The following is a 17,532-nucleotide window of genomic DNA, read 5'->3' as shown; positions in this document are numbered from 1 at the left end:
GGACCCGGGCGGGTGGGGGCGAGGGCGTGAGTCGGTGAGCGAGAAGGAGGTTCGATTGTGACGACGGTGCGGTTGGCGGATCTCATCGCGGCGCTGGATGCGGCGTACCCGCCCCGGCTGGCCGAATCGTGGGATTCGGTGGGGCTGGTGGCCGGTGACCCGGACGAACCGCTGTCGCGGGTGCTGTTCGCGGTCGACGCGACCGCGGCGGTGGTGGACGAGGCCGTCGAATGGGGCGCGCAGGCGCTGGTCGTGCACCATCCGCTGCTGCTGCGCGGCGTGGACACGGTGGCGGCGAGCACGCCGAAGGGTGCGCTGCTGCACAAGCTCATCCGCTCCGGCTGTGCCCTGTTCACCGCGCACACCAATGCCGATTCCGCCGATCCCGGCGTCTCGGATGCGCTGGCGCACGCCATCGGACTGACCGTCACCGGGCCGCTGGACCCGAAACCGCAGACCGCACTGGACAAATGGACGGTGGCGGTGCCGCTCACGCATTCCGGCGAGGTGCTCGACGCACTGTTCGCCGCGGGGGCCGGGGCGGGCCCGAAGTATTCCGATGCCGCCTGGACGGTCGCGGGCACCTCGCAGTTCCGGCCGCTGGACGGGGCGAACCCGGCGTCGGGCGCGATCGGTGAGCTGCACGAGGTCACCGAGGACCGGCTCGAAGTGGTGGCACCGCCGTCGCGTCGCGCGGCCGTGCTGGCGGCCCTGCACGCCGCGCATCCGTACGAGGAACCCGCCTATCACGTCACCGAGCGGGCCGGGCTGCCGTCGAGTCTGGGCATCGGCCGCATCGGTGAGCTGGCGGTCCCGGAAACCTTGCGCGAGTTCACCGCCCGGGTGCGGGCCGGACTGCCGGTCACCACCTGGGGTGTGCGGGCCGCGGGCGACCCGGACCGGATCGTCCGCACCGTCGCCGTGTGTGGTGGGGCGGGAGATTCGTTCCTGGGCAAGGTGTCTCGCCTCGGCGTCGACGCCTATGTCACCTCCGACCTGCGTCATCATCCCGCCGACGAGCATCTGCGCGCGGGCGGTCCGGCGCTGATCGACGCCGCGCACTGGGCCACCGAGTTCCCCTGGTGCGGACAGGCCGAAGGTGTGGTGCGCGCCGCACTTCCCGGCGTGGAAACCCGCGTCTCGACCGTCCGCACCGACCCGTGGACGCTCGGGGCGGCCGACGACTGCTGACTGTCGCGAGCGAATGTCCAGCTTGACGCCGGGTTGGCAAATTGGGTCCGCCGATGCGGGTACGGTGGGAGTCTTGAGTGCTCTCCCTGCCCCTCGGGGTTTCAGGGGCTTGCCCCTGAGAGTCTCGAGAGTTGAACCGTCCATAGCGTCCAGGAGACCTTCGCGTTGAATGCCGAACCATCGATCCAGGCCAAGCTGCTCGACCTCGCCGCCGTCGACGCCGAGCTGACGCGGATCGGGCATCGCCGCAAGGTGCTGCCCGAGCAGCAGGAAGTGGAGCGGCTCGAGGGTGAGCGCACCACTCGCAAGGACGCGGCGGTGAAGGTCGAGATCCAGATGGACGACCTGGACCGCGACATCCGCAAACTCGAAGGCGAGATCGAGGCCGTTCGCAAGCGTGAGGAACGCGACCGCGGCATGCTGACCGCCGGTTCGGTCGGCGCCAAGCAGCTCTCGGAGCTGCAGCACGAGCTGGGCAGCTTGGAACGCCGCCGCAAGGTTCTCGAAGACGACCTGCTCGAGGTGATGGAGCGGCGCGAAGCCGCGGCCGACAACCACTCCCACGCCGGCGCCAACCTGGATCAGGCCGAGACCGACCTGGTCGACGCCGAACGTCGTCGTGACGAGGCGCTCGCCGACCTGGCCGTCGCCCAGCAGCGCTGCGAGTCCGACCGCATCGCCCTCTCCGGCGGCTTCCCCGCCGACCTGCTCGCCGCCTACGACAAGCAGCGCACCTCCTACGGTGTCGGCGCGGCCCTGCTGCAGGCCCGCCGCTGCGGCGCCTGCCGCATCGAACTCGACCGCGGCGAGATCTCCCGCATCTCCCAGACCGCTCCGAACGTGGTCGTCCGCTGCCCCGAATGCAGCGCGATCCTGGTGCGCACCAAGCACTCCGGGCTCTGAGCCCCGCGCCGCACGATGGACGCGGCCACTCGACGAACCGCCGCCACGAATCCGGCGTGCGGCGGCGACGGAAGATCTACGCCGAGGGCGGAATGCTCGCGGTGGCGGAACACGATGATGCGATCGCTGTCCGGCGCAGCGGGCCGGATGCGGTTCGCTGTGGCATTCCGGACCGGCACGGAAGGTGAACAGCGTTGGTGGACATGGTGATCGTGGAGGCCGATGGTGGGTCGCGCGGGAATCCCGGGCCCGCCGGGTACGGGGCGGTGGTGTTCGACGCGGATCATGCGCGGGTGCTGGCCGAGCGGCGGGAGTTTCTGGGTGTCGCCACCAACAATGTTGCCGAATATCGCGGGCTGATCGCGGGTTTGGAGGCGGCGGCCGAGCTCGGGGCGCGTGAGGTGGCCGTGCGGATGGACTCCAAGCTGGTCGTCGAGCAGATGTCCGGGCGCTGGCAGGTCAAGCACGAGGCCATGATTCCGCTCGCCGACCGCGCCCGGCGGCTGGTCGCGGGCTTCGACCGCGTCAGCTTCACCTGGATTCCGCGCAAGGAGAACAAGCACGCGGACAAGCTCGCCAACGAGGCCATGGACGACGCGGGCACGGTCGGCGAAGTCCGCACCGCGCTGGCGGACGAACGCGCCGCTGCGACGGAGTCCGGTGCGTCGTCGGTGGCGAGCATCGAAAGCCGTTCGTCCGTCGGGGAGATCGCGGCCGCAGTTGCCGGTGGCGTGGTGGACAGCTCGGCGGCCGGGGGAGCGCAGGCGAGTGCTGTGCCCTCGCCGGGGTGGACCGGGGCGGTCGGGCGGCCGACGCGGCTGCTGTTGCTACGCCACGGGCAGACGGAACTCTCTGTACAGCGGCGGTATTCGGGGCGGGGTAATCCGCCGTTGACCGAGTTGGGGCGGGAGCAGGCGGGGAAGGCCGCGGAAATGCTTGCGGCCAAGGGCGGGATCGATGTGATCGTGTGTTCGCCGTTGGGGCGGGCGAAGGAGACGGCCGAGGCGGCGGGGCGGGCGCTCGGGCTGCCGGTGCGGGAGCTGCCCGGGTTGATCGAGACGGATTTCGGTGCCTGGGAAGGGATGTCGTTCCAGGAAGCCCGGGAACAGGATCCGGAGCTGCATGCGCGGTGGCTGGGCGACCCGTCGGTGCCCGCGCCCGGTGGCGAGAGTTTCGATCAGGTGCGGGAGCGGGTGGAGGCCACCCGCCGTGACCTGGTGGCGCTGCATCCGGGCGCGAATGTGCTTGTGGTCAGCCATGTCACGCCGATCAAGACGCTGCTGCAGCTCGCGCTGGGTGTGGGCCCGTCGCTGCTGTACCGGCTGCATCTGGATCTGGCGTCGCTGTCCATCGCGGAGTTCTATCCGGACGGCGGTTCTTCTGTCCGGCTCGCGAACGACACGTCGTACCTCTGACCGGGCAGGGGGCCGAAACCCCCTGCGCCCGAGGCTGCCCGGCTCAGGGGCGCAGCGTCGCCATCAAGAATTCGGTCTGGTCGTAGACGGCCTTCTCGAACCAGTCGTCGAAGTAGATGTCGAAGTGACCGATCGGGTAGCGCTTCACGGTCGCGTGCTTGGTGCGCTCGGCCGCCTTCAATGTCGGCCCGGCGGGTGCCACCGAGTCGTTGTCGCAGATCGCGTACAGCACAGGGGCTTTGATGTCCTTGACGTGCCGGGTGGGATTGTCGAACAGGGTCGACAAGCCGACGCGTGCGGCCACCTTGGGCCGGTACTGTGTGCTCTCCTCGGCGAGCCGCCCGAATCCGGCGGGCACGTCGGCGGCGCTCATGAGGGCGGCGGAGTGCTTCTTACCGGCCAGCCGGGCGGTGATGGGACGCCGAATGATCGGCCCCACAACCTGATCGGTGAGTGCGAGGGTGCCGGTGCGCAGCAGGCTGATCGGCCCCTTCGCCATGGCCGACGCCCGGCCGCTGGTGAACGGGCACTGCGCCACCACGGCGGCGATGTAGTGATCTTCCGGTGCGACGGCCAGCACGTGCCCGCCGCCGAAGGAACTGCCCCACAGTGCGATTCGAGTGGCGTCGATGCCGCGGATGGTGCGCGCGAACGCGATCGCCGCATGCCAGTCCTCGCGCTGCTTGGCGATATCGATCCGCTGCCGCGGCTCACCGCCGCTCGCCCCGAAATATCGATAGTCGAAGGCCAGACCCGCGATTCCCGCCGACGCGAAGCGCCGCGCATACCGGTCCAACCCCATTTCCCGGTCCGCCCCCAGCCCGTGACCCATGACCACCAGCGGGCGCGGTTTGGGCGGTCCATCGGGGAGATACAGCCATGCCGCGCACTGCTCGCCACCCGAAGGGAACCCCACCTCCACACGCTCCATAGGGGCCTACCGTACCCTGGTGGCCGCGGACGAGTCGGTCGGGCGGCCGCGGCGACGGGAACGGGCACGCTTGTGCCGCTGCCAGTCGCCGAGGAAAGTCCGGACTCCGGAGAGCAGGGCGGTTGCTAACGGCAACCCGGGGCAACCCGCGGGACAGTGCCACAGAGAAGAGACCGCCGGTGGGCCGCACTTCGCGAGAAGTGCACCGCCGGTAAGGGTGAAACGGTGCGGTAAGAGCGCACCAGCGTGCCGGGTGACCGGTGCGGCTCGGTAAACCCCGCCCGGAGCAAGGTCGAAGGTCGGACTCGCGAGAGTGCGACTGCGCAGGTGTCTGAGGGCTGCTCGCCCGAGCCTGCGGGTGGACCGCTCGAGGCACCCGGCAACGGTGTGTCCAGATGGATGGTCGCCACCCGGTGCTCGCACCGGGGACAGGATCCGGCTTACAGACCGACTCGTCCGCCTCGGGTCGTGTTGCGGGTTTGTTATGTCGTCGCCCGGGAGATCGTCCGGTGCCATGATGGAGGCACACCATCGGGTTTCCGGTGGCGCGGAAATACTTTCGCGGAGCGAACAATGGATGTTCTGTATCTGTTGATTGGGTGGTTGGCCGCCATCGTCGTCATAGCCGGGATCGCGTTGGCCTCGGGGGTTCGCGTTATCGCGCAGTACGAGCGGGGCGTGCTGTTGCGGCTGGGTCGGGTGCGGGCGGTGAAGGAGCCGGGGATGCGGCTCTTGATACCCGGGGTGGACAAGTTGCAGAAGGTTTCCATGCGGGTGGTCACCATGCCGGTGCCCGCGCAGGAGGGAATCACTCGCGACAATGTGACGGTCCGGGTGGACGCGGTCGTGTACTTCCGGGTGGTCGATCCGTTGCGCGCGATTATCGAGGTGCAGGACTATCTGTTCGCGGTGGCGCAGGTGGCGCAGACTTCGCTGCGGTCCATCATCGGCAAGAGCGAGCTGGATGATCTGCTGTCCAATCGGGAGCAGCTCAACAAGGGTCTCGAGATGATGATCGACAATCCGGCGCTGAGCTGGGGCGTGCACATCGATCGCGTGGAGATCAAGGATGTGGCGCTGCCGGATGCGTTGAAGCGCTCCATGTCTCGCCAGGCCGAGGCCGAACGCGAACGCCGCGCCCGCATCATCTCCGCCGAGGGCGAATTGCAGGCTTCCACCAAGCTGGCCGAGGCGGCAGCGAACATGGCCAAGGCGCCGGCCGCGCTGCAACTGCGCTTCCTGGAGACCGTGGTTCAGGTTGCGGCGGAGAAGAATTCGACCCTGGTGTTGCCGTTTCCCGTGGAGCTTCTCCGATTTCTGGAGCGTTCCACGCCGGCGCAGCCTGTCGAGGTCGAGCAGGAACAAGAGCAGGAACAGCAGCAGCAACAGCTCCCGGCCCCGCCGGTCGCCGCCCCGGCGGCCCTCGGCCCCGCCGAGTTGATGGCGCTGCTCGGCCGCCCCGGCGTCCAGGAGGCCCTGGCCGCCCTGGAACACCCGGTGGCACAGGCGAAGACGAACGCGTCCGGTGAGCCGGTCGCGGGCAAGGAGTCGGCGTAGCGCGGGCACCGGGTCCGGGCGCGGTCGGCGTTTGAGGATGAGGAAGTAAGTCATGGCGGGTGTGATTCAGCCGGCGGCCATCGTGATCTTTTTCGGGATCGCGTACGGATTCAAGTACTTCACGGCCAAGTTCCCGGGTGGACTGCGCGGTGAATAACGCGGCGGTTCGCCAGTAGAACCACTGCGGCGGGAGGGCGGCGTGAGCAACGCCGCTCTCCCGTTCGTGTGCACAGACCCCTCGGTTGGATGAGAATTGCGGTGCGCCATCCGGCGCGTGTCGGCGTGGCTCGGCGTGTCGAGCGGGTTATCTGCTCTGAACTAGCACCGAACGTGATCGACGTCATAAAGTGTTGCGCGTTGGAAAGTTCCGTTGCGGTCCGCAACGGGCGAAGGGCTCAACAAACGTCGGAAAGCAGGTCTCGTCTAAATGCGAATTGCTCGCAAACTGGCAGTCGGTGCGCTTCTTGCCGCTGCCGCTTCCGTTTCGGTTGTGCTGGGTTCCGGGTCCGCCTCCGCGGTCGCGGTGACCCCGCTGCCGGGTGGGGTGCAGGTCGATCTCACCCCGGCGGATACGCAGTGGGTTGCGCAGAACCATTTCGGGCAGGTTCTCGCCGGCCTGCCGCACCCCTCGGCCGCTTCGTTCGGTGAGGCGCTGGATTCGGCGGCGGCGTTGTCGTCGCAGTACCCGGATGGCCGGGTTGTTTTCACCGTGTACGGTCCGTTCAACGAGCTGAACGGCACCATGCTGGCCCTGCAGTAGGGTCAGCGGAACGCAGTGGAACTGCATCAGCGGATCGTCTCGGCGCCGGTGGATTTCGGCGCCGTTCGAACCGAATTCGGATTGGCCTCGGAGTATCCGCCCGGGGCCGTCTCGGAGGCCCGCGACGCGGCCGACGCGTTCGCGGGTTCCCGGGCCGATCGGCGGGAGATTCCGCTGGTCACCATCGATCCCCCCGGTGCCATGGATCTGGACCAGGCGCTGTACCTGGAACGCACCGCGACGGGATTCCTCCTCTATTACGCGATCGCCGACGTGGCCGCGCTGGTCGTTCCCGGCGGAGTGCTCGCGCGCGAATCCCTGGCCCGCGGCCAGACCTTCTACTTTCCCGACGGCACCGTGCCGCTGCACCCGACCGTGCTGTCGGAGGATCGCGCCAGCCTGCTGCCCGACGTGGACCGCCCGGCCGCCCTGTGGACCATCGAATGCGATGAGAATGCCGCGCCACTGCGCGCTTCGGTGACCCGCGCCCTGGTGCGTTCGCGCGCCCGCCTCGATTACACGACCGTGCAGGCCGACGCCGACGCCGGTCGCCTGCACCCCTCGATCGCCGCACTGCCCGAATTCGGCCGGCTGCGCATCGAGGCCGGAATTCGGCGCGGCGCGATCACCCTGCGCTTGCCCTCGCAGAGCGTTATTCGCGACGGCGAGCAAACCGGAATCGACCATTGGCAATTGGCGGTGGAACCGCGCACCGCCGCCGATGACTGGAACGAACAGGTCTCGCTGCTGACGGGCATGTGCGCGGCCGCAATCATGCTCGATGGCAATAACTCCGAGGCCACCGGCAAACTCGATCATGTGGGTTTGCTGCGCACCATGCCACAGCCCGCGCCGACGGCCGTCGACTCCATGCGCCGCACCGCGGCAGCACTCGGGGTGGCATGGCCGGCGACCGAATCCGCCGCCCGCATGCTGGCCACCCTGGACTGCAACACCCCGGCCGCCCTGGTGCTCATGTCCGAGGCCACCGGCCTGCTGCGCGGCGCGTCGTACACCATCCTCAACGGCCAGGCCCCGGATACTTTGCAGCACAGTGCGATCGGCGCACCGTACGCCCACGTCACCGCCCCGTTGCGCCGCCTGGCCGACCGCTACGCCACCGAGATCTGCCTGTCGCACTGCGCGAAAACCCCTGTCCCGCAGTGGGTTCTCGACGGCCTCGCCCCCGTGGCCGACACCATGCGCCGCACCGACGCCTTGGCGAACAAGGTCGAACGCGCCTGCGTCGACCTCACCGAAGCCACCATCCTCACCCCGCGCGTCGGCGCCGACTTCGACGCCGTAGTCCTCCGCGAGTCCACCGGCACCCGTCCCGCCGAAATCTTCATCGCCGACCCACCCGTCCTGGCCAAATGCACCGGCACCCCACCCGAAGGCCGTCACCTCCAGGTCCGCCTCACCACCGCCGACCCCGCCACCCGCACGGTCACCTTCGCGTATCAGCCCGAGGGGTAATCAAGATCAGGGAGCTCTCAGCGCGGAATTCTGTCCGACTTTCCGCAGTGAGAGCTCCCTGATCTTGTTGTCGGCTAGGTGGTTTCGGGCCGGAGGTTGCGGAGGTCGGCGAGGAGGTTCGGGTGGCGAGGCTGCCAGCCGAGGGCCTCGCGAGTGTGAGTGCTCGACGCGGGCTGATCGACGATGAAGATCTGGCCGAGGGGGCCGAAGGTCTCCGGCGGCACGGATTGCACCGGCAGTCCGAGCTGCTCGCCGATGACCGTCGCGATGTCGCGTACGGCGTCGCCTTCGTCAGCCACCGCGTGCCAGGCCGTACCGCCGGGTGCCTTCTCGAGAGCCAGCCGGAACAGCACAGCCGCGTCCAGTGCGTGCACGGCAGGCCAGCGCTGGTCACCCTCGCCCGGGTAGGCGACTATGCCGCTGCGCCGGGCGGCCTGGGTCAGCACTCCCGCGAAACCGCCCTCGCCATTGTTGTGCACGGTGCGCGGCAAGCGAATTGCCGCACTGCGCACGCCTTGTGAGGCGAGTGCCAGGAGGGCGTTGACCGAGCGGCCGCGACCGCCGACGGGGCCCTCCGTGGACGTCGGGTCGGTCTCGGTGGCGGCGCGCCCCGGCACGTACGGCGTGCCCGAGACCGTGATGAGCGGGCGGTCGCTGCCGAGCAGTTCCTCGCCCAGGGCGGCGATGGCCGCGCTCTCGTCCGCGACGCTCGCCGCCAGCGCCTCGGCACTGCTGAAGTCGTTGCTGAAGGCCAGGTGAATCACGCCGTCCGCCTTGGCCGCTCCGGCCCGCAGGACTGGCAGGTCGGTGAGATCGCCCCGCAGTGGTTCGGCCCCAGCGGCTTCGAGGGCAGCCGCGGACTTGTCGGAGCGGGCGAGGGCGACCACGGTGTGGCCGTTGCCCAGCAGTTCGGCGACCACCGCTGAGCCGATCAAACCGCTGCCGCCGGTAATGAATACGTGCATGACGCTCCCTCGAAAGTGATGGGACTCTTGTCCCATCACCATAGCAGTGATGGGACAAAGGTTCCATCACCTATTATGGCCATATGGCACGGTGGGAACCTGGAGCGCGGGAGCGGCTCGTCCTGGCTGCGGTGGACCTCTTCGCCGAACAGGGCTACGACGCGACGACGGTCGCGCAGATCGCCGAGCGCGCCGGCGTCACGAAGAGCACGTTCTTCCGGCACTTCCCGGACAAGCGCGAAATTCTGGTCGCCGGACAACAGGCGTTGTGCCGCCTGCTCACCGACGGCATCACCGAAGCGCCGGAGGGCGCGACCCCGCTCGACGCGGTCGCGGCCGGTCTGGAGCGGGCCTGCGGCGCCATGGGGCCGATGAATCGCGAGATCGGCGCGCGCCTCCAGGCCGCGATCGCCACCAATGTCGAACTACAGGAACGCGATGCGCTCAAGAGCGTAGGTCTCGCGGCCGCAATGACCGAATCCCTGTGCGCCCGCGGCGTTCCCGAGTCCATCGCCCACCTCGCCGCCGAACTCGGTGTCCTGGCCTTCAAGCAGGGCTACGCCCAATGGCTCGGCTCCGCCCCGGACGCCCCGCTGACCCCTTACGCGCTGACCGCCCTCGACGACCTCCGAACGGCAACCCGCGCACTCACCTGACCGCCCCCCTTGGCGGGCGACCCGCTGGCGAGGCCCAGTGCCTGCCTGAGTGCGGCCATGGTGGGAGTGTCATCGAAGCCGGGTGGCGAGGGGTGCGACCGGCGCGAGAGGCTGGGTGCGGGTCAAGGGGTGGGCAGCGCGCCGGGGCCGGGGGTCGGGTGGGTGTCGCGGGCGGTCAGGGGGCCGTGGTCATGAGCGCAGCGCAGTTCGACGTGAACGGCGGTGCCACAGTCGTTGTGTGCCACGACGACGGCCGGACCCGCGTCGTCGGCGAGGTAGGTGTCACCCCACTGCATGAGGGCGATCAGCGCGGGGAACAGGTCGCGGCCTTTGGTGGTGAGCCGATACTCCTGTCGCGCACGGGAATTCGGGTCCTGGTAGGTCTGGCGGTCCAGCAGGCCGTGGTCGACGAGGGTGGCCAAGCGGGCGGTGAGCAAGTTGCGGGCGATGCCGAGGTGGGCCTGGAACTCGGAGAAGCGGCGCACGCCGTAGAAGGCTTCACGCAGGACCAGCAGCGTCCATTTCTCGCCGACGATGGCCAGTGTGCGTGCGACCGAGCAGTTTTCGGCGCTGAAGGCGGCACGGTCGGCTGCGGCGGTCATGGTGATCATCCTATCGATCTGGGTTGTATTTCACTACTCAGCCCGGTAACGTCCGGATTCTAAGTTTAATTTCGAAACTCAGCCATGAACTGGAGACAGCCATGCCGATGCTCGACGCCTACATCCCCGCCGGCGCCCTGGACGAAACGGCCGAGAAGAACCTGCTCGCGACCCTGACGGACCTCCTGCTCCGGCACGAGGGCGCGGATCCGACGAACCCCGCCGCGCGCTCGATCGCCTGGGTATTCCTGCACCGCCCCGAGGCCGTGTACGTCGCGGGCGAACCCGCCGACCTGCCCCGCTACCGCTTCGTCGCCTCGGTCCCGCAGGGACAGTTCGACCCGGAACGCCGCGCGGCCATCGTGCGGGCCGTCACCGATGCCGTGCTCGACGCCGAACCCGCTGACCGCCCGCGCGATCCGGGCCGAATCTGGGTGTTCCCCACCGAGATTCCCGACGGCACCTGGGGTGGTGGCGGCCGCATCCATACCCTCGCCGATATCGCGACCCTCGTCACCGGCAACGCTGAGCAGGGGCGCGCCTACGCCGAAAAGCGTTTGGCCGCAGCGAAGGTGACCGTCGGTTAGGTCGAACTCGCCGTGCTGTTCGGCTACTGTCCGGCCAGCTTGGCGACGACCGGCGCGAACTTCTCCGCGAAGTCCGCGCCGAACACGAAGTAGGAGAAGCCCATCTCCTCGCGCCGCCGCTGGATTTCCTCCGCGGCGGCCGCGGGATCATCGGGCAGGACGGTCATGGCGTCCGCGGCGTGGAGTGCGGCGGTGTCGATACCGGGGCCCGCCATATGGGCCCCGACCTTAGTGCCGATGACGGGCACGGCGAGTGCCAGTTCGGCGTCGCTGTGGGCGCGGAATTCGCTTGTCAGCCGGGCGACTTCGGCGCGGGGCTGATCACCCAGCACGAAGGTGACGGTGTCGGCGACCTCGGCCGCCAGCGCCTGCGCTCTCGGGCCGATGACGGCCATGGCGACGGGTGTGTGCCGGTCGGGGCCGTCGTATTCGCGCAGGCGCGCGACGGTCTGCCGGATGTGCTCGAGCCGCTCGCTGGGGCGCGGCACGTCTGGCACGCCGTAGCCGCGCAACTCGTCCTCGATGCCGGGTCTGCCCGTGCCCATACCCATTTCGAAGCGGCCCTCGGTGAGTCGCGACAGTGAATGCGCCTCCCAGGCCGTCAGCCACGCCGGGCGGAACGGCGAGGCGTACACCCAGGTGCCCACGCGCAGGTCGGTCAGGGCGGCGGCGGTGGCCAGTAGGGGAGCGGGCGCGGGCTGCGTCAGTGGAAAGTCGGGCACCAGCAGCGTCGAGTAGCCGCCGTCCGCGATGCGGCGCACCCGATCTCGCCACGTCGCCACGTCGGTCATGAGCGGGGCCACGACCCCGAAGCGGAACGGCCTGGTCATATCCGGTCTCCTGTCTTTCGGTCCATCCGGAGAGTCGACGACGTGCCCACCCGAAAATCATCGCCCCGGGTACGAATCCGCGGAATTCCCTGTTGCGGTCGGCCTCGTCCACGCTATAGTACAAATGTCTTAAACATTTGTACTAGCAGGGGGGTTCGCCATGAAGGTCATCACCATCACCCGCACCACAACCGCTGCCCCGGAAGTCATCTGGGAGCTGTTCGCCAATCTCGAGGGTCGCACCCGCTGGGACGATGCGATCGAATCGATCGGCGGCGAATTCGGAATGGGCACCCGCGGCACCGTGAAGCTGAAGGGGCAGCCCGAGCGTACCTGGGAAATCATCGAATGTGTTCGCCCGCAGCGTTATACGGACCGCTTCTTCCTCCCGATGGGCGGGCGGATGGACTGGGTGCACAGCATCGAGGTCACCGAGACCGGGTGCGAGGTCACCTTCGACATCAGCGCCGGTGGCCCGACCGCGTTCATCCTGCGCCCGATCATGCGCGCGATCCTGTCGAAGGAACTCCCGCCGACCGTCGACAAGCTGGTCGCGGTGGCCGAGGCCAACTCGAGCGACCGGATCGGCTGACCGCGGCCGGTTCCGTACGGGCCGAGGTCAGGCGGGGGCGGATGTCTCCGGACGCCGGGACCGGCGGGCGGCGACCGAGGTGAAGGTTTCCCGATCGGCCAGGAAGCCTTCCAGCGCAAAGGTCGCCGCGCCGAGGCTGGAGGGGTTGTGGGGGAGGGTGTCGAGTTCGAGCGTGACGGCGGCGAAGGGTGCCGCCATGGCGTGGTGGGCGGCGGCGCGACGGGTCGCCTCCAGCAAGGGGGTACCGAGCTGGCGGGCGACCAGATCGCCGAAAACCATGCGGCGCGGGTTGAACAGGTTCACCAGATTGGCGACCGCGACGCCCAGGTATTGGCCGGTCCTGTCGATGACCGCCGTGGCGACCGGATCGTGCCGGGCCGCCGCGGCGGCCACCGCCGCGATGGTGGTCGCATCGTCGATTGCGAGAAGTTCACTGGCGGAATCGATCTCGCGCAGCGTGGCCGCGATGCCGGGGGCGCTGACATAGGCTTCGACGCAACCGTTGCGGCCGCACGTGCAGGCTCGGCCGTCGAGGACGAGATTCGTGTGCCCCCATTCGCCCGCGCTGTTGGTGACACCGCGATACAGCATGCCGTCGATCACCACGCCGATACCGACGCCCGCCCGCAGCGTGACGACGATCAGATCGTCGACATCGCGTCCCGCGCCGAACCACAGCTGCGCCGCGGTGCTGGCCTTGAGCGGATTGTCCAGGTACAGCGGATACGGAAGTCGCTGCTCCAGTAGGGTTTTGAGCGGTACGTCACGCCAGTGCCAGTACGGTGAGAACACCGAGGTCCCGGTTTCCGGCTCGACCAGGCCGGGCACGCTCAGGCCGATGCCGAGCAGCTTGCCGGCATCGCCGGGCACCGTGCCGAGGACCTCGCCGATGCCGTGCACGATGAGCTCGACGATGTCGGCCGGTGTGGTGGCGGCCGGATCGACGGGGATCTCACTCGACCGCAGCACCGTCATCGCCAGATCGAAAATGTCCACGTGGATGCTGGTTTCGGCGATATCGACGCCGATCAGCCGCCCGCGATCCGGGTTGATGGCCAGTTGCGCGCGCGGCCGCCCGATTCCGGGTGCCTCGTATCCGAGTTCGGCCAGCACCCCCACGTCCAGGAGTTCGGCGATCATATTGCCGACGGTCGCGAACGACAGCCCGGTGGCCTGTGCGATCTCCTGGCGGCTGGTGTGCCCGGCGGCGGCGTATACCGCCTGCAGCACACAGAACCTGTTGCGGCGCCGGATATCCCGCGCGGTCAGCTGGTACACGGCCCCGCCACTCCTTCTCGCTGTTGCCGCGAAGATACCGGAGCCCTTCGCGAATTTACTTCTCTCAACAGTATTTACAATAGTTATCCGAAGTCCTACTGTAACCGGCATCACTAGCGACGCCAACTGTGTGGCAGATCACCTAGGAGTCCTCATGTCCTGGACCCACCGACGCCGATGGACCAGCGCAATAGTTTGCGCGGCCGTCTTGACCCTGGCCGCCACCGCCTGCTCGTCCGGCAAGGATTCCGGCTCGAATACCGCGGGCCCGCAGCACGATACGGGTACGGTCAGCCTCGTCTACGCGCAGAAGCAGGGCGATCAGGAGTACTTCATCGGCGAGGCCGACGGCGCGAAGGCCAAGGCCAAGGAGCTCGGCGTCGACCTGAAGGTGGTCAACCTCGGCAATGACGCCAACAAGGCCGTGACCGAAGTGCAGAACGCGGTGAACCAGAAGGCCAACGGCGTCATCGTGGTGGTGCCGGATCCCTCGGTCGGCCCGCAGGTCGCGCAGTTGGCGAAGTCCGGTGGCGTCGCCCTGCTCACCTCCGACGACCAGGTCTGCACCAACGGCCCGGATCCGTCGTCGTGCGCCAAGGACAATCTGGTGCCGCGCGTCGGATTCAGTGGCACCCAAATGGGTACCGAGGTCGGCACCCGCGCGGGCCAGGACTTCAAGAAGCTGGGCTGGAAGCCGGAGGAGACCGCGATCGTCGACGCCTGGAAGCAGGACGTCACCGTCTGCACCGACCGGGTGAAGGCGAACGAGAAGGCGTTCAAGGACGCTTCGGGCGCGGATGTGAAGGTGATCGAGGTCGGCACCGACAACACGCCGTCGGACGCGCAGAACAAGATCTCCGCGACGGTGGCGGGCAATCGGTCGGTGAAGAACTGGATTGTCATGGGCTGCAATGACGAGAACGTCAGCGGTGGTGTCGCGGCCATCCAGAACGCCGGTTACGCCGCCGACAATGTGCTCGGGGTCGGCCTCGGCGCGTACCTGGCCTGCAAGGAATGGCGCGGCGGCAAGCCGACCGGGTTCAAGGCGGCGCTGTTCATCAATGGCAAGGACGTCGGTGCGCTGGCCGTGCAGACCATGGTCGACTACCTGAAGAACGGAAAGGCCATGCCCGCGGAGGCATTCGCGCCGACGCAGATGGTGGACGCGAGCAACTGGCAGCAGGCGGGCGTCACGTGCAGCTGACGGGACTGCGGGTCGCCGGGCTCGCCAAGGGCTTCGCCGGGGTGCCGGCGCTGCGCGAGGTGAGCCTGGACTTCCCGGCCGGCGTGGTGACCGCGTTGATGGGGGAGAACGGCGCGGGCAAGTCCACGCTCATCAAGATCCTCGGCGGCGACCATCGGCCCGACGGCGGAAGCCTCGAACTCGACGGGGTACCACTGGAATTGGCGAGTCCCGCCGATGCGCGGGTGGCCGGTATCCGGGTGATCGGCCAGGAGCCGGAGATCGTGCCGCACGTTTCGGTCGCGGAGAACGTTTATCTCGGTTCTCTCCCGCGCCGAGCCGGTCGACTGCTGGATCGTGCGGCGTTGCGCGCACGCATGCGTGCCGACCTGGAACGGCTCGGCTTCGACCGGGACCTCGACCCGGAGACGCTCGGCTCCAAACTGACTGCCGCGCAACGGCAACTGGTCGAGATCATGCGGGCGCTCACCACCGACGCCAAGGTCATCGCCTTCGACGAGCCCACCTCCTCGCTGTCGGATCACGAGACCGAATCGCTGTTCGCGCTGATCGGCCGCCTGCGTGACCGCGGACTCGCGGTGATCTACGTGTCGCATCGGATGCGGGAGATCTTCCAACTGGCCGACCGGGTGGCTGTACTACGCGACGGCGCGCTGGTCGGCGTGCGCGACACCGCCGACATCGACGAGCAGGAAATCGTGCGCATGATGGTCGGGCGCGACCTGTCGACGGTGTTCGCGCGCAAGCATTCCGAACTCGGGCGGGTGCTGCTCGAGGTGGACCGGGTCACCACCGACGACGTGCGGGACGTGAGCCTGCGGGTGCGGGCCGGTGAGGTGGTGGCGCTGGCCGGGCTGGTCGGCGCAGGCCGCTCCGAACTGGCCGGTGCGCTCGCCGGCGACCTGCCGATCCGGTCCGGGGAAGTGCGCATCGACGGCAAGCGGGTGCGATTGCGGCAACCGCGCGACGCGGTGCGGGCCGGAATGGGTTACGCGCCCGAGGAACGCAAGGCGCAGGCGCTGCTGCTGCATCGCGGTGTGCGCGACAATATCTCGCTGGCCATGCTGGATCGGCTGCGGCGTTGGCGGTTCATCCGCCGGGGCGCGGAACGTCAGCTCGCGCTCGAATACGTCGAATCCCTGCGGGTGCGAACACCTTCCATCGAGCAGGAGGTGCGCAAGCTCTCCGGCGGTAATCAGCAGAAGGTGGTGCTGGCGCGCTGGCTGGCCCGCAAACCCACGGTGCTGATCCTCGATGAGCCCACGCGCGGCGTCGACGTCGGCGCGAAGATCGAGATCTACCACGTCATCGAGGAATTGGCCTCCTCCGGTGTGGCGGTGCTGGTGATCTCCTCGGAGCTGCCCGAGGTGCTCGGGCTGGCCGACCGCATCGTCGTCATGCAGCAGGGCCGGGTCACCGGCGAACTCGACCGCGCCGACGCCACCGAAGAAGCGATCCTCGCCTTGGCCATGGCGAATGACCTGACCGCGCAGCGAACGTAGGAAGACATGACCGACCAGAGAATCGAATCGATCACCGACACACCGGTTTCCGCGCCACCGCCGGGATTCGCCCGCTACCTCGGCGGCCTGTCCACGCTCACCCCGGGAAAGGTGATCCGGGGCATCGGCACCGGCAATCTCAGCCTGATCGGCGCGCTGGTGGTGGTCGTGGCCATCTTCGCCTGGCTCAACGACGGGTATCTGGATCCCCGCAATATCGCCGGAATCGGCGACGCGGTCACGGTTTTCGGGCTGCTGGCCGTCGTGCAGACCGTGGTCATCATCTGCGGCGCGCTGGACATCTCGGTCGGCTCGCAGGCCGGGGTCGCCTCGGTGATCAGTGCCATGGCCTTCACCTCGGCGGGCAGCAACGCCTTCGTCGGCATGCTCGCCGCGGTCGGCGTCGGCCTGGTGCTGGGCCTGGCCAACGGTCTCATCATCGTTTACGGCCGCGTCAATCCGGTGATCGCGACGCTGGCCACGCTGGCCGCGTACAAGGGTCTCGCCCAGCTGATCTCGGGCGGCAAGGCACAGGGTTTCGTCCTCGACAACGATGTGTTCATCTTCCTGGCGCGCGGCAAGATCCTCGGGCTGCCGGTGCCGGTGATCGTCCTCGCCGTCGTCGCGTTGGGCGTGCACGTACTGCTCAAATACACCGATATCGGCCGCAATATCTACGCCATCGGCGGGAACGACACGGCCGCACGGCTTTCCGGCATCAACATCAACAAGTATCTGATCGCGGTCTACATGCTGGCCGGCGCGGTCGCCGCCATCGCGGGCATCATCCTCACCGCCCGCACCGGATCCGGCCAACCGGTCTCCGGCAGTGAAGGCCTCGAACTCAAGGCGATCACCGCCGCCGCGCTCGGCGGCTGCGCCCTCAAGGGCGGCAAGGGCACCGTCGGCGGCACCCTCCTCGCCGTCATCCTGCTCGGCGCGCTCGACAACGGCCTGAACGTAGTCGGCGTCAACACCTTCTGGCAGAACGTCGCCCAGGGCTCCCTCCTGGTCGCCGCCGTGGTCATCCAACAACGCCGCAGCGGCGAACGCGCCGTCGGCCTGCCGACCTAACCCCCGCCC

The 17,532-nt window shown here is 68.5% G+C and carries 17 protein-coding genes and 1 other RNA gene; 13 read left to right on the top strand and 5 right to left on the bottom strand.

The window, feature by feature from the left end; all coding sequences use genetic code 11:
- Positions 1 to 57 precede the first annotated feature (57 nt).
- The 3 genes from ACFXHA_RS42940 (at position 58) to ACFXHA_RS42930 (ending at position 3,509) form a co-directional block, all read left to right on the top strand.
- Positions 58 to 1,191 (top strand): Nif3-like dinuclear metal center hexameric protein, encoded by a 1,134-nt coding sequence (locus ACFXHA_RS42940; protein WP_379366767.1) that lies wholly within the window; start codon positions 58 to 60, stop codon positions 1,189 to 1,191.
- A 165-nt stretch (positions 1,192 to 1,356) separates the two neighbouring features.
- A complete protein-coding gene (locus tag ACFXHA_RS42935; protein ID WP_379366765.1) occupies positions 1,357 to 2,094 on the top strand; it encodes a zinc ribbon domain-containing protein in 738 nt (245 codons plus the stop codon).
- 203 nt (positions 2,095 to 2,297) lie between these two features.
- Entirely contained in the window at positions 2,298 to 3,509 is a 1,212-nt protein-coding gene (locus ACFXHA_RS42930) for a bifunctional RNase H/acid phosphatase (RefSeq protein WP_379366798.1), read from the top strand.
- Between the two features lie 43 nt (positions 3,510 to 3,552).
- Here the strand turns inward: ACFXHA_RS42930 and ACFXHA_RS42925 are convergent, their stop codons facing one another.
- The gene (locus ACFXHA_RS42925) at positions 3,553 to 4,440 is read right to left on the bottom strand and encodes an alpha/beta hydrolase (protein WP_379366763.1); all 888 of its coding nucleotides are present in this window, start codon (positions 4,438 to 4,440) and stop codon (positions 3,553 to 3,555) included.
- A 30-nt stretch (positions 4,441 to 4,470) separates the two neighbouring features.
- Here ACFXHA_RS42925 and rnpB point away from each other — a divergent pair.
- From rnpB to ACFXHA_RS42905, 4 genes are all read left to right on the top strand, one after another.
- An RNA gene (rnpB, locus tag ACFXHA_RS42920) (RNase P RNA component class A) lies at positions 4,471 to 4,899 on the top strand.
- Positions 4,900 to 5,013: 114 nt separating this feature from the next.
- Positions 5,014 to 5,997, top strand: a complete 984-nt coding sequence (locus ACFXHA_RS42915) for an SPFH domain-containing protein (protein ID WP_379366761.1) — start codon at positions 5,014 to 5,016, stop codon at positions 5,995 to 5,997.
- Positions 5,998 to 6,424: 427 nt separating this feature from the next.
- On the top strand, positions 6,425 to 6,757 hold the full coding sequence (locus ACFXHA_RS42910) for a hypothetical protein (protein WP_379366759.1): 333 nt from the start codon (positions 6,425 to 6,427) through the stop codon (positions 6,755 to 6,757).
- A 15-nt stretch (positions 6,758 to 6,772) separates the two neighbouring features.
- Positions 6,773 to 8,233, top strand: a complete 1,461-nt coding sequence (locus ACFXHA_RS42905; RefSeq protein ID WP_379366757.1) for an RNB domain-containing ribonuclease — start codon at positions 6,773 to 6,775, stop codon at positions 8,231 to 8,233.
- Positions 8,234 to 8,307: 74 nt separating this feature from the next.
- Here the strand turns inward: ACFXHA_RS42905 and ACFXHA_RS42900 are convergent, their stop codons facing one another.
- A complete protein-coding gene (locus tag ACFXHA_RS42900) occupies positions 8,308 to 9,198 on the bottom strand; it encodes an SDR family oxidoreductase (RefSeq protein ID WP_379366756.1) in 891 nt (296 codons plus the stop codon).
- A gap of 83 nt (positions 9,199 to 9,281) precedes the next feature.
- On the opposite strand from ACFXHA_RS42900, the gene ACFXHA_RS42895 reads away from it, so the two are divergent.
- Positions 9,282 to 9,854 carry a TetR/AcrR family transcriptional regulator gene (locus ACFXHA_RS42895; protein ID WP_379366754.1) on the top strand — a complete coding sequence of 191 codons (573 nt, stop codon included), beginning with the start codon at positions 9,282 to 9,284 and terminating at the stop codon, positions 9,852 to 9,854.
- A gap of 122 nt (positions 9,855 to 9,976) precedes the next feature.
- On the opposite strand, the gene ACFXHA_RS42890 is transcribed toward ACFXHA_RS42895, so the two are convergent.
- Complete coding sequence (locus ACFXHA_RS42890) at positions 9,977 to 10,456, bottom strand: winged helix-turn-helix transcriptional regulator (protein ID WP_379366753.1); 480 nt, start codon at positions 10,454 to 10,456, stop codon at positions 9,977 to 9,979.
- A 101-nt stretch (positions 10,457 to 10,557) separates the two neighbouring features.
- On the opposite strand from ACFXHA_RS42890, the gene ACFXHA_RS42885 reads away from it, so the two are divergent.
- Positions 10,558 to 11,043 (top strand): 4-oxalocrotonate tautomerase family protein, encoded by a 486-nt coding sequence (locus tag ACFXHA_RS42885; protein ID WP_379366752.1) that lies wholly within the window; start codon positions 10,558 to 10,560, stop codon positions 11,041 to 11,043.
- Positions 11,044 to 11,066: 23 nt separating this feature from the next.
- Here ACFXHA_RS42885 and ACFXHA_RS42880 read toward each other — a convergent pair whose 3' ends face one another.
- Positions 11,067 to 11,873: an LLM class flavin-dependent oxidoreductase gene (locus tag ACFXHA_RS42880; protein WP_379366751.1), complete on the bottom strand. Its 807-nt coding sequence runs from the start codon at positions 11,871 to 11,873 to the stop codon at positions 11,067 to 11,069.
- A 160-nt stretch (positions 11,874 to 12,033) separates the two neighbouring features.
- Between ACFXHA_RS42880 and ACFXHA_RS42875 the strand changes: the two genes are divergently transcribed.
- Positions 12,034 to 12,465, top strand: coding sequence for an SRPBCC family protein (locus ACFXHA_RS42875; RefSeq protein WP_379366749.1), 432 nt, complete (start codon positions 12,034 to 12,036; stop codon positions 12,463 to 12,465).
- 27 nt (positions 12,466 to 12,492) lie between these two features.
- Here the strand turns inward: ACFXHA_RS42875 and ACFXHA_RS42870 are convergent, their stop codons facing one another.
- Positions 12,493 to 13,743 (bottom strand): ROK family protein, encoded by a 1,251-nt coding sequence (locus ACFXHA_RS42870; RefSeq protein WP_379366747.1) that lies wholly within the window; start codon positions 13,741 to 13,743, stop codon positions 12,493 to 12,495.
- Positions 13,744 to 13,897: 154 nt separating this feature from the next.
- On the opposite strand from ACFXHA_RS42870, the gene ACFXHA_RS42865 reads away from it, so the two are divergent.
- From ACFXHA_RS42865 to ACFXHA_RS42855, 3 genes are read left to right on the top strand one after another with little or no spacing between them, the layout of a single operon-like run.
- The gene (locus ACFXHA_RS42865) at positions 13,898 to 14,947 is read left to right on the top strand and encodes a substrate-binding domain-containing protein (protein WP_379366746.1); all 1,050 of its coding nucleotides are present in this window, start codon (positions 13,898 to 13,900) and stop codon (positions 14,945 to 14,947) included.
- Complete coding sequence (locus ACFXHA_RS42860) at positions 14,938 to 16,449, top strand: sugar ABC transporter ATP-binding protein (RefSeq protein ID WP_379366744.1); 1,512 nt, start codon at positions 14,938 to 14,940, stop codon at positions 16,447 to 16,449. Before ACFXHA_RS42865 ends, ACFXHA_RS42860 begins: the two co-directional genes overlap by 10 nt.
- Before the next feature lie 6 nt (positions 16,450 to 16,455).
- Positions 16,456 to 17,523: an ABC transporter permease gene (locus ACFXHA_RS42855; protein WP_379366742.1), complete on the top strand. Its 1,068-nt coding sequence runs from the start codon at positions 16,456 to 16,458 to the stop codon at positions 17,521 to 17,523.
- The last annotated feature ends 9 nt before the right edge of the window (positions 17,524 to 17,532 follow it).

The sequence above is a fragment of the Nocardia sp. NPDC059240 genome (assembly GCF_042753865.1).
GTDB lineage: Bacteria > Actinomycetota > Actinomycetes > Mycobacteriales > Mycobacteriaceae > Nocardia.
This window is presented reverse-complemented; position numbering and strand designations above follow the sequence as displayed.

What these genes read in the sequence shown, in the direction of transcription:
- ACFXHA_RS42885 (WP_379366752.1), top strand. Translation starts at nt 10,558, where the DNA reads ATGCCGATGCTCGACGCCTACATCCCCGCCGGCGCCCTGGACGAAACG.
- ACFXHA_RS42910 (WP_379366759.1), top strand. Translation starts at nt 6,425, where the DNA reads ATGCGAATTGCTCGCAAACTGGCAGTCGGTGCGCTTCTTGCCGCTGCC.
- ACFXHA_RS42890 (WP_379366753.1), bottom strand. Translation starts at nt 10,456, where the DNA reads ATGACCGCCGCAGCCGACCGTGCCGCCTTCAGCGCCGAAAACTGCTCG.
- ACFXHA_RS42855 (WP_379366742.1), top strand. Translation starts at nt 16,456, where the DNA reads ATGACCGACCAGAGAATCGAATCGATCACCGACACACCGGTTTCCGCG.
- ACFXHA_RS42895 (WP_379366754.1), top strand. Translation starts at nt 9,282, where the DNA reads ATGGCACGGTGGGAACCTGGAGCGCGGGAGCGGCTCGTCCTGGCTGCG.
- ACFXHA_RS42925 (WP_379366763.1), bottom strand. Translation starts at nt 4,440, where the DNA reads ATGGAGCGTGTGGAGGTGGGGTTCCCTTCGGGTGGCGAGCAGTGCGCG.
- ACFXHA_RS42880 (WP_379366751.1), bottom strand. Translation starts at nt 11,873, where the DNA reads ATGACCAGGCCGTTCCGCTTCGGGGTCGTGGCCCCGCTCATGACCGAC.
- ACFXHA_RS42930 (WP_379366798.1), top strand. Translation starts at nt 2,298, where the DNA reads ATGGTGATCGTGGAGGCCGATGGTGGGTCGCGCGGGAATCCCGGGCCC.
- ACFXHA_RS42875 (WP_379366749.1), top strand. Translation starts at nt 12,034, where the DNA reads ATGAAGGTCATCACCATCACCCGCACCACAACCGCTGCCCCGGAAGTC.
- ACFXHA_RS42915 (WP_379366761.1), top strand. Translation starts at nt 5,014, where the DNA reads ATGGATGTTCTGTATCTGTTGATTGGGTGGTTGGCCGCCATCGTCGTC.
- ACFXHA_RS42900 (WP_379366756.1), bottom strand. Translation starts at nt 9,198, where the DNA reads ATGCACGTATTCATTACCGGCGGCAGCGGTTTGATCGGCTCAGCGGTG.
- ACFXHA_RS42865 (WP_379366746.1), top strand. Translation starts at nt 13,898, where the DNA reads ATGTCCTGGACCCACCGACGCCGATGGACCAGCGCAATAGTTTGCGCG.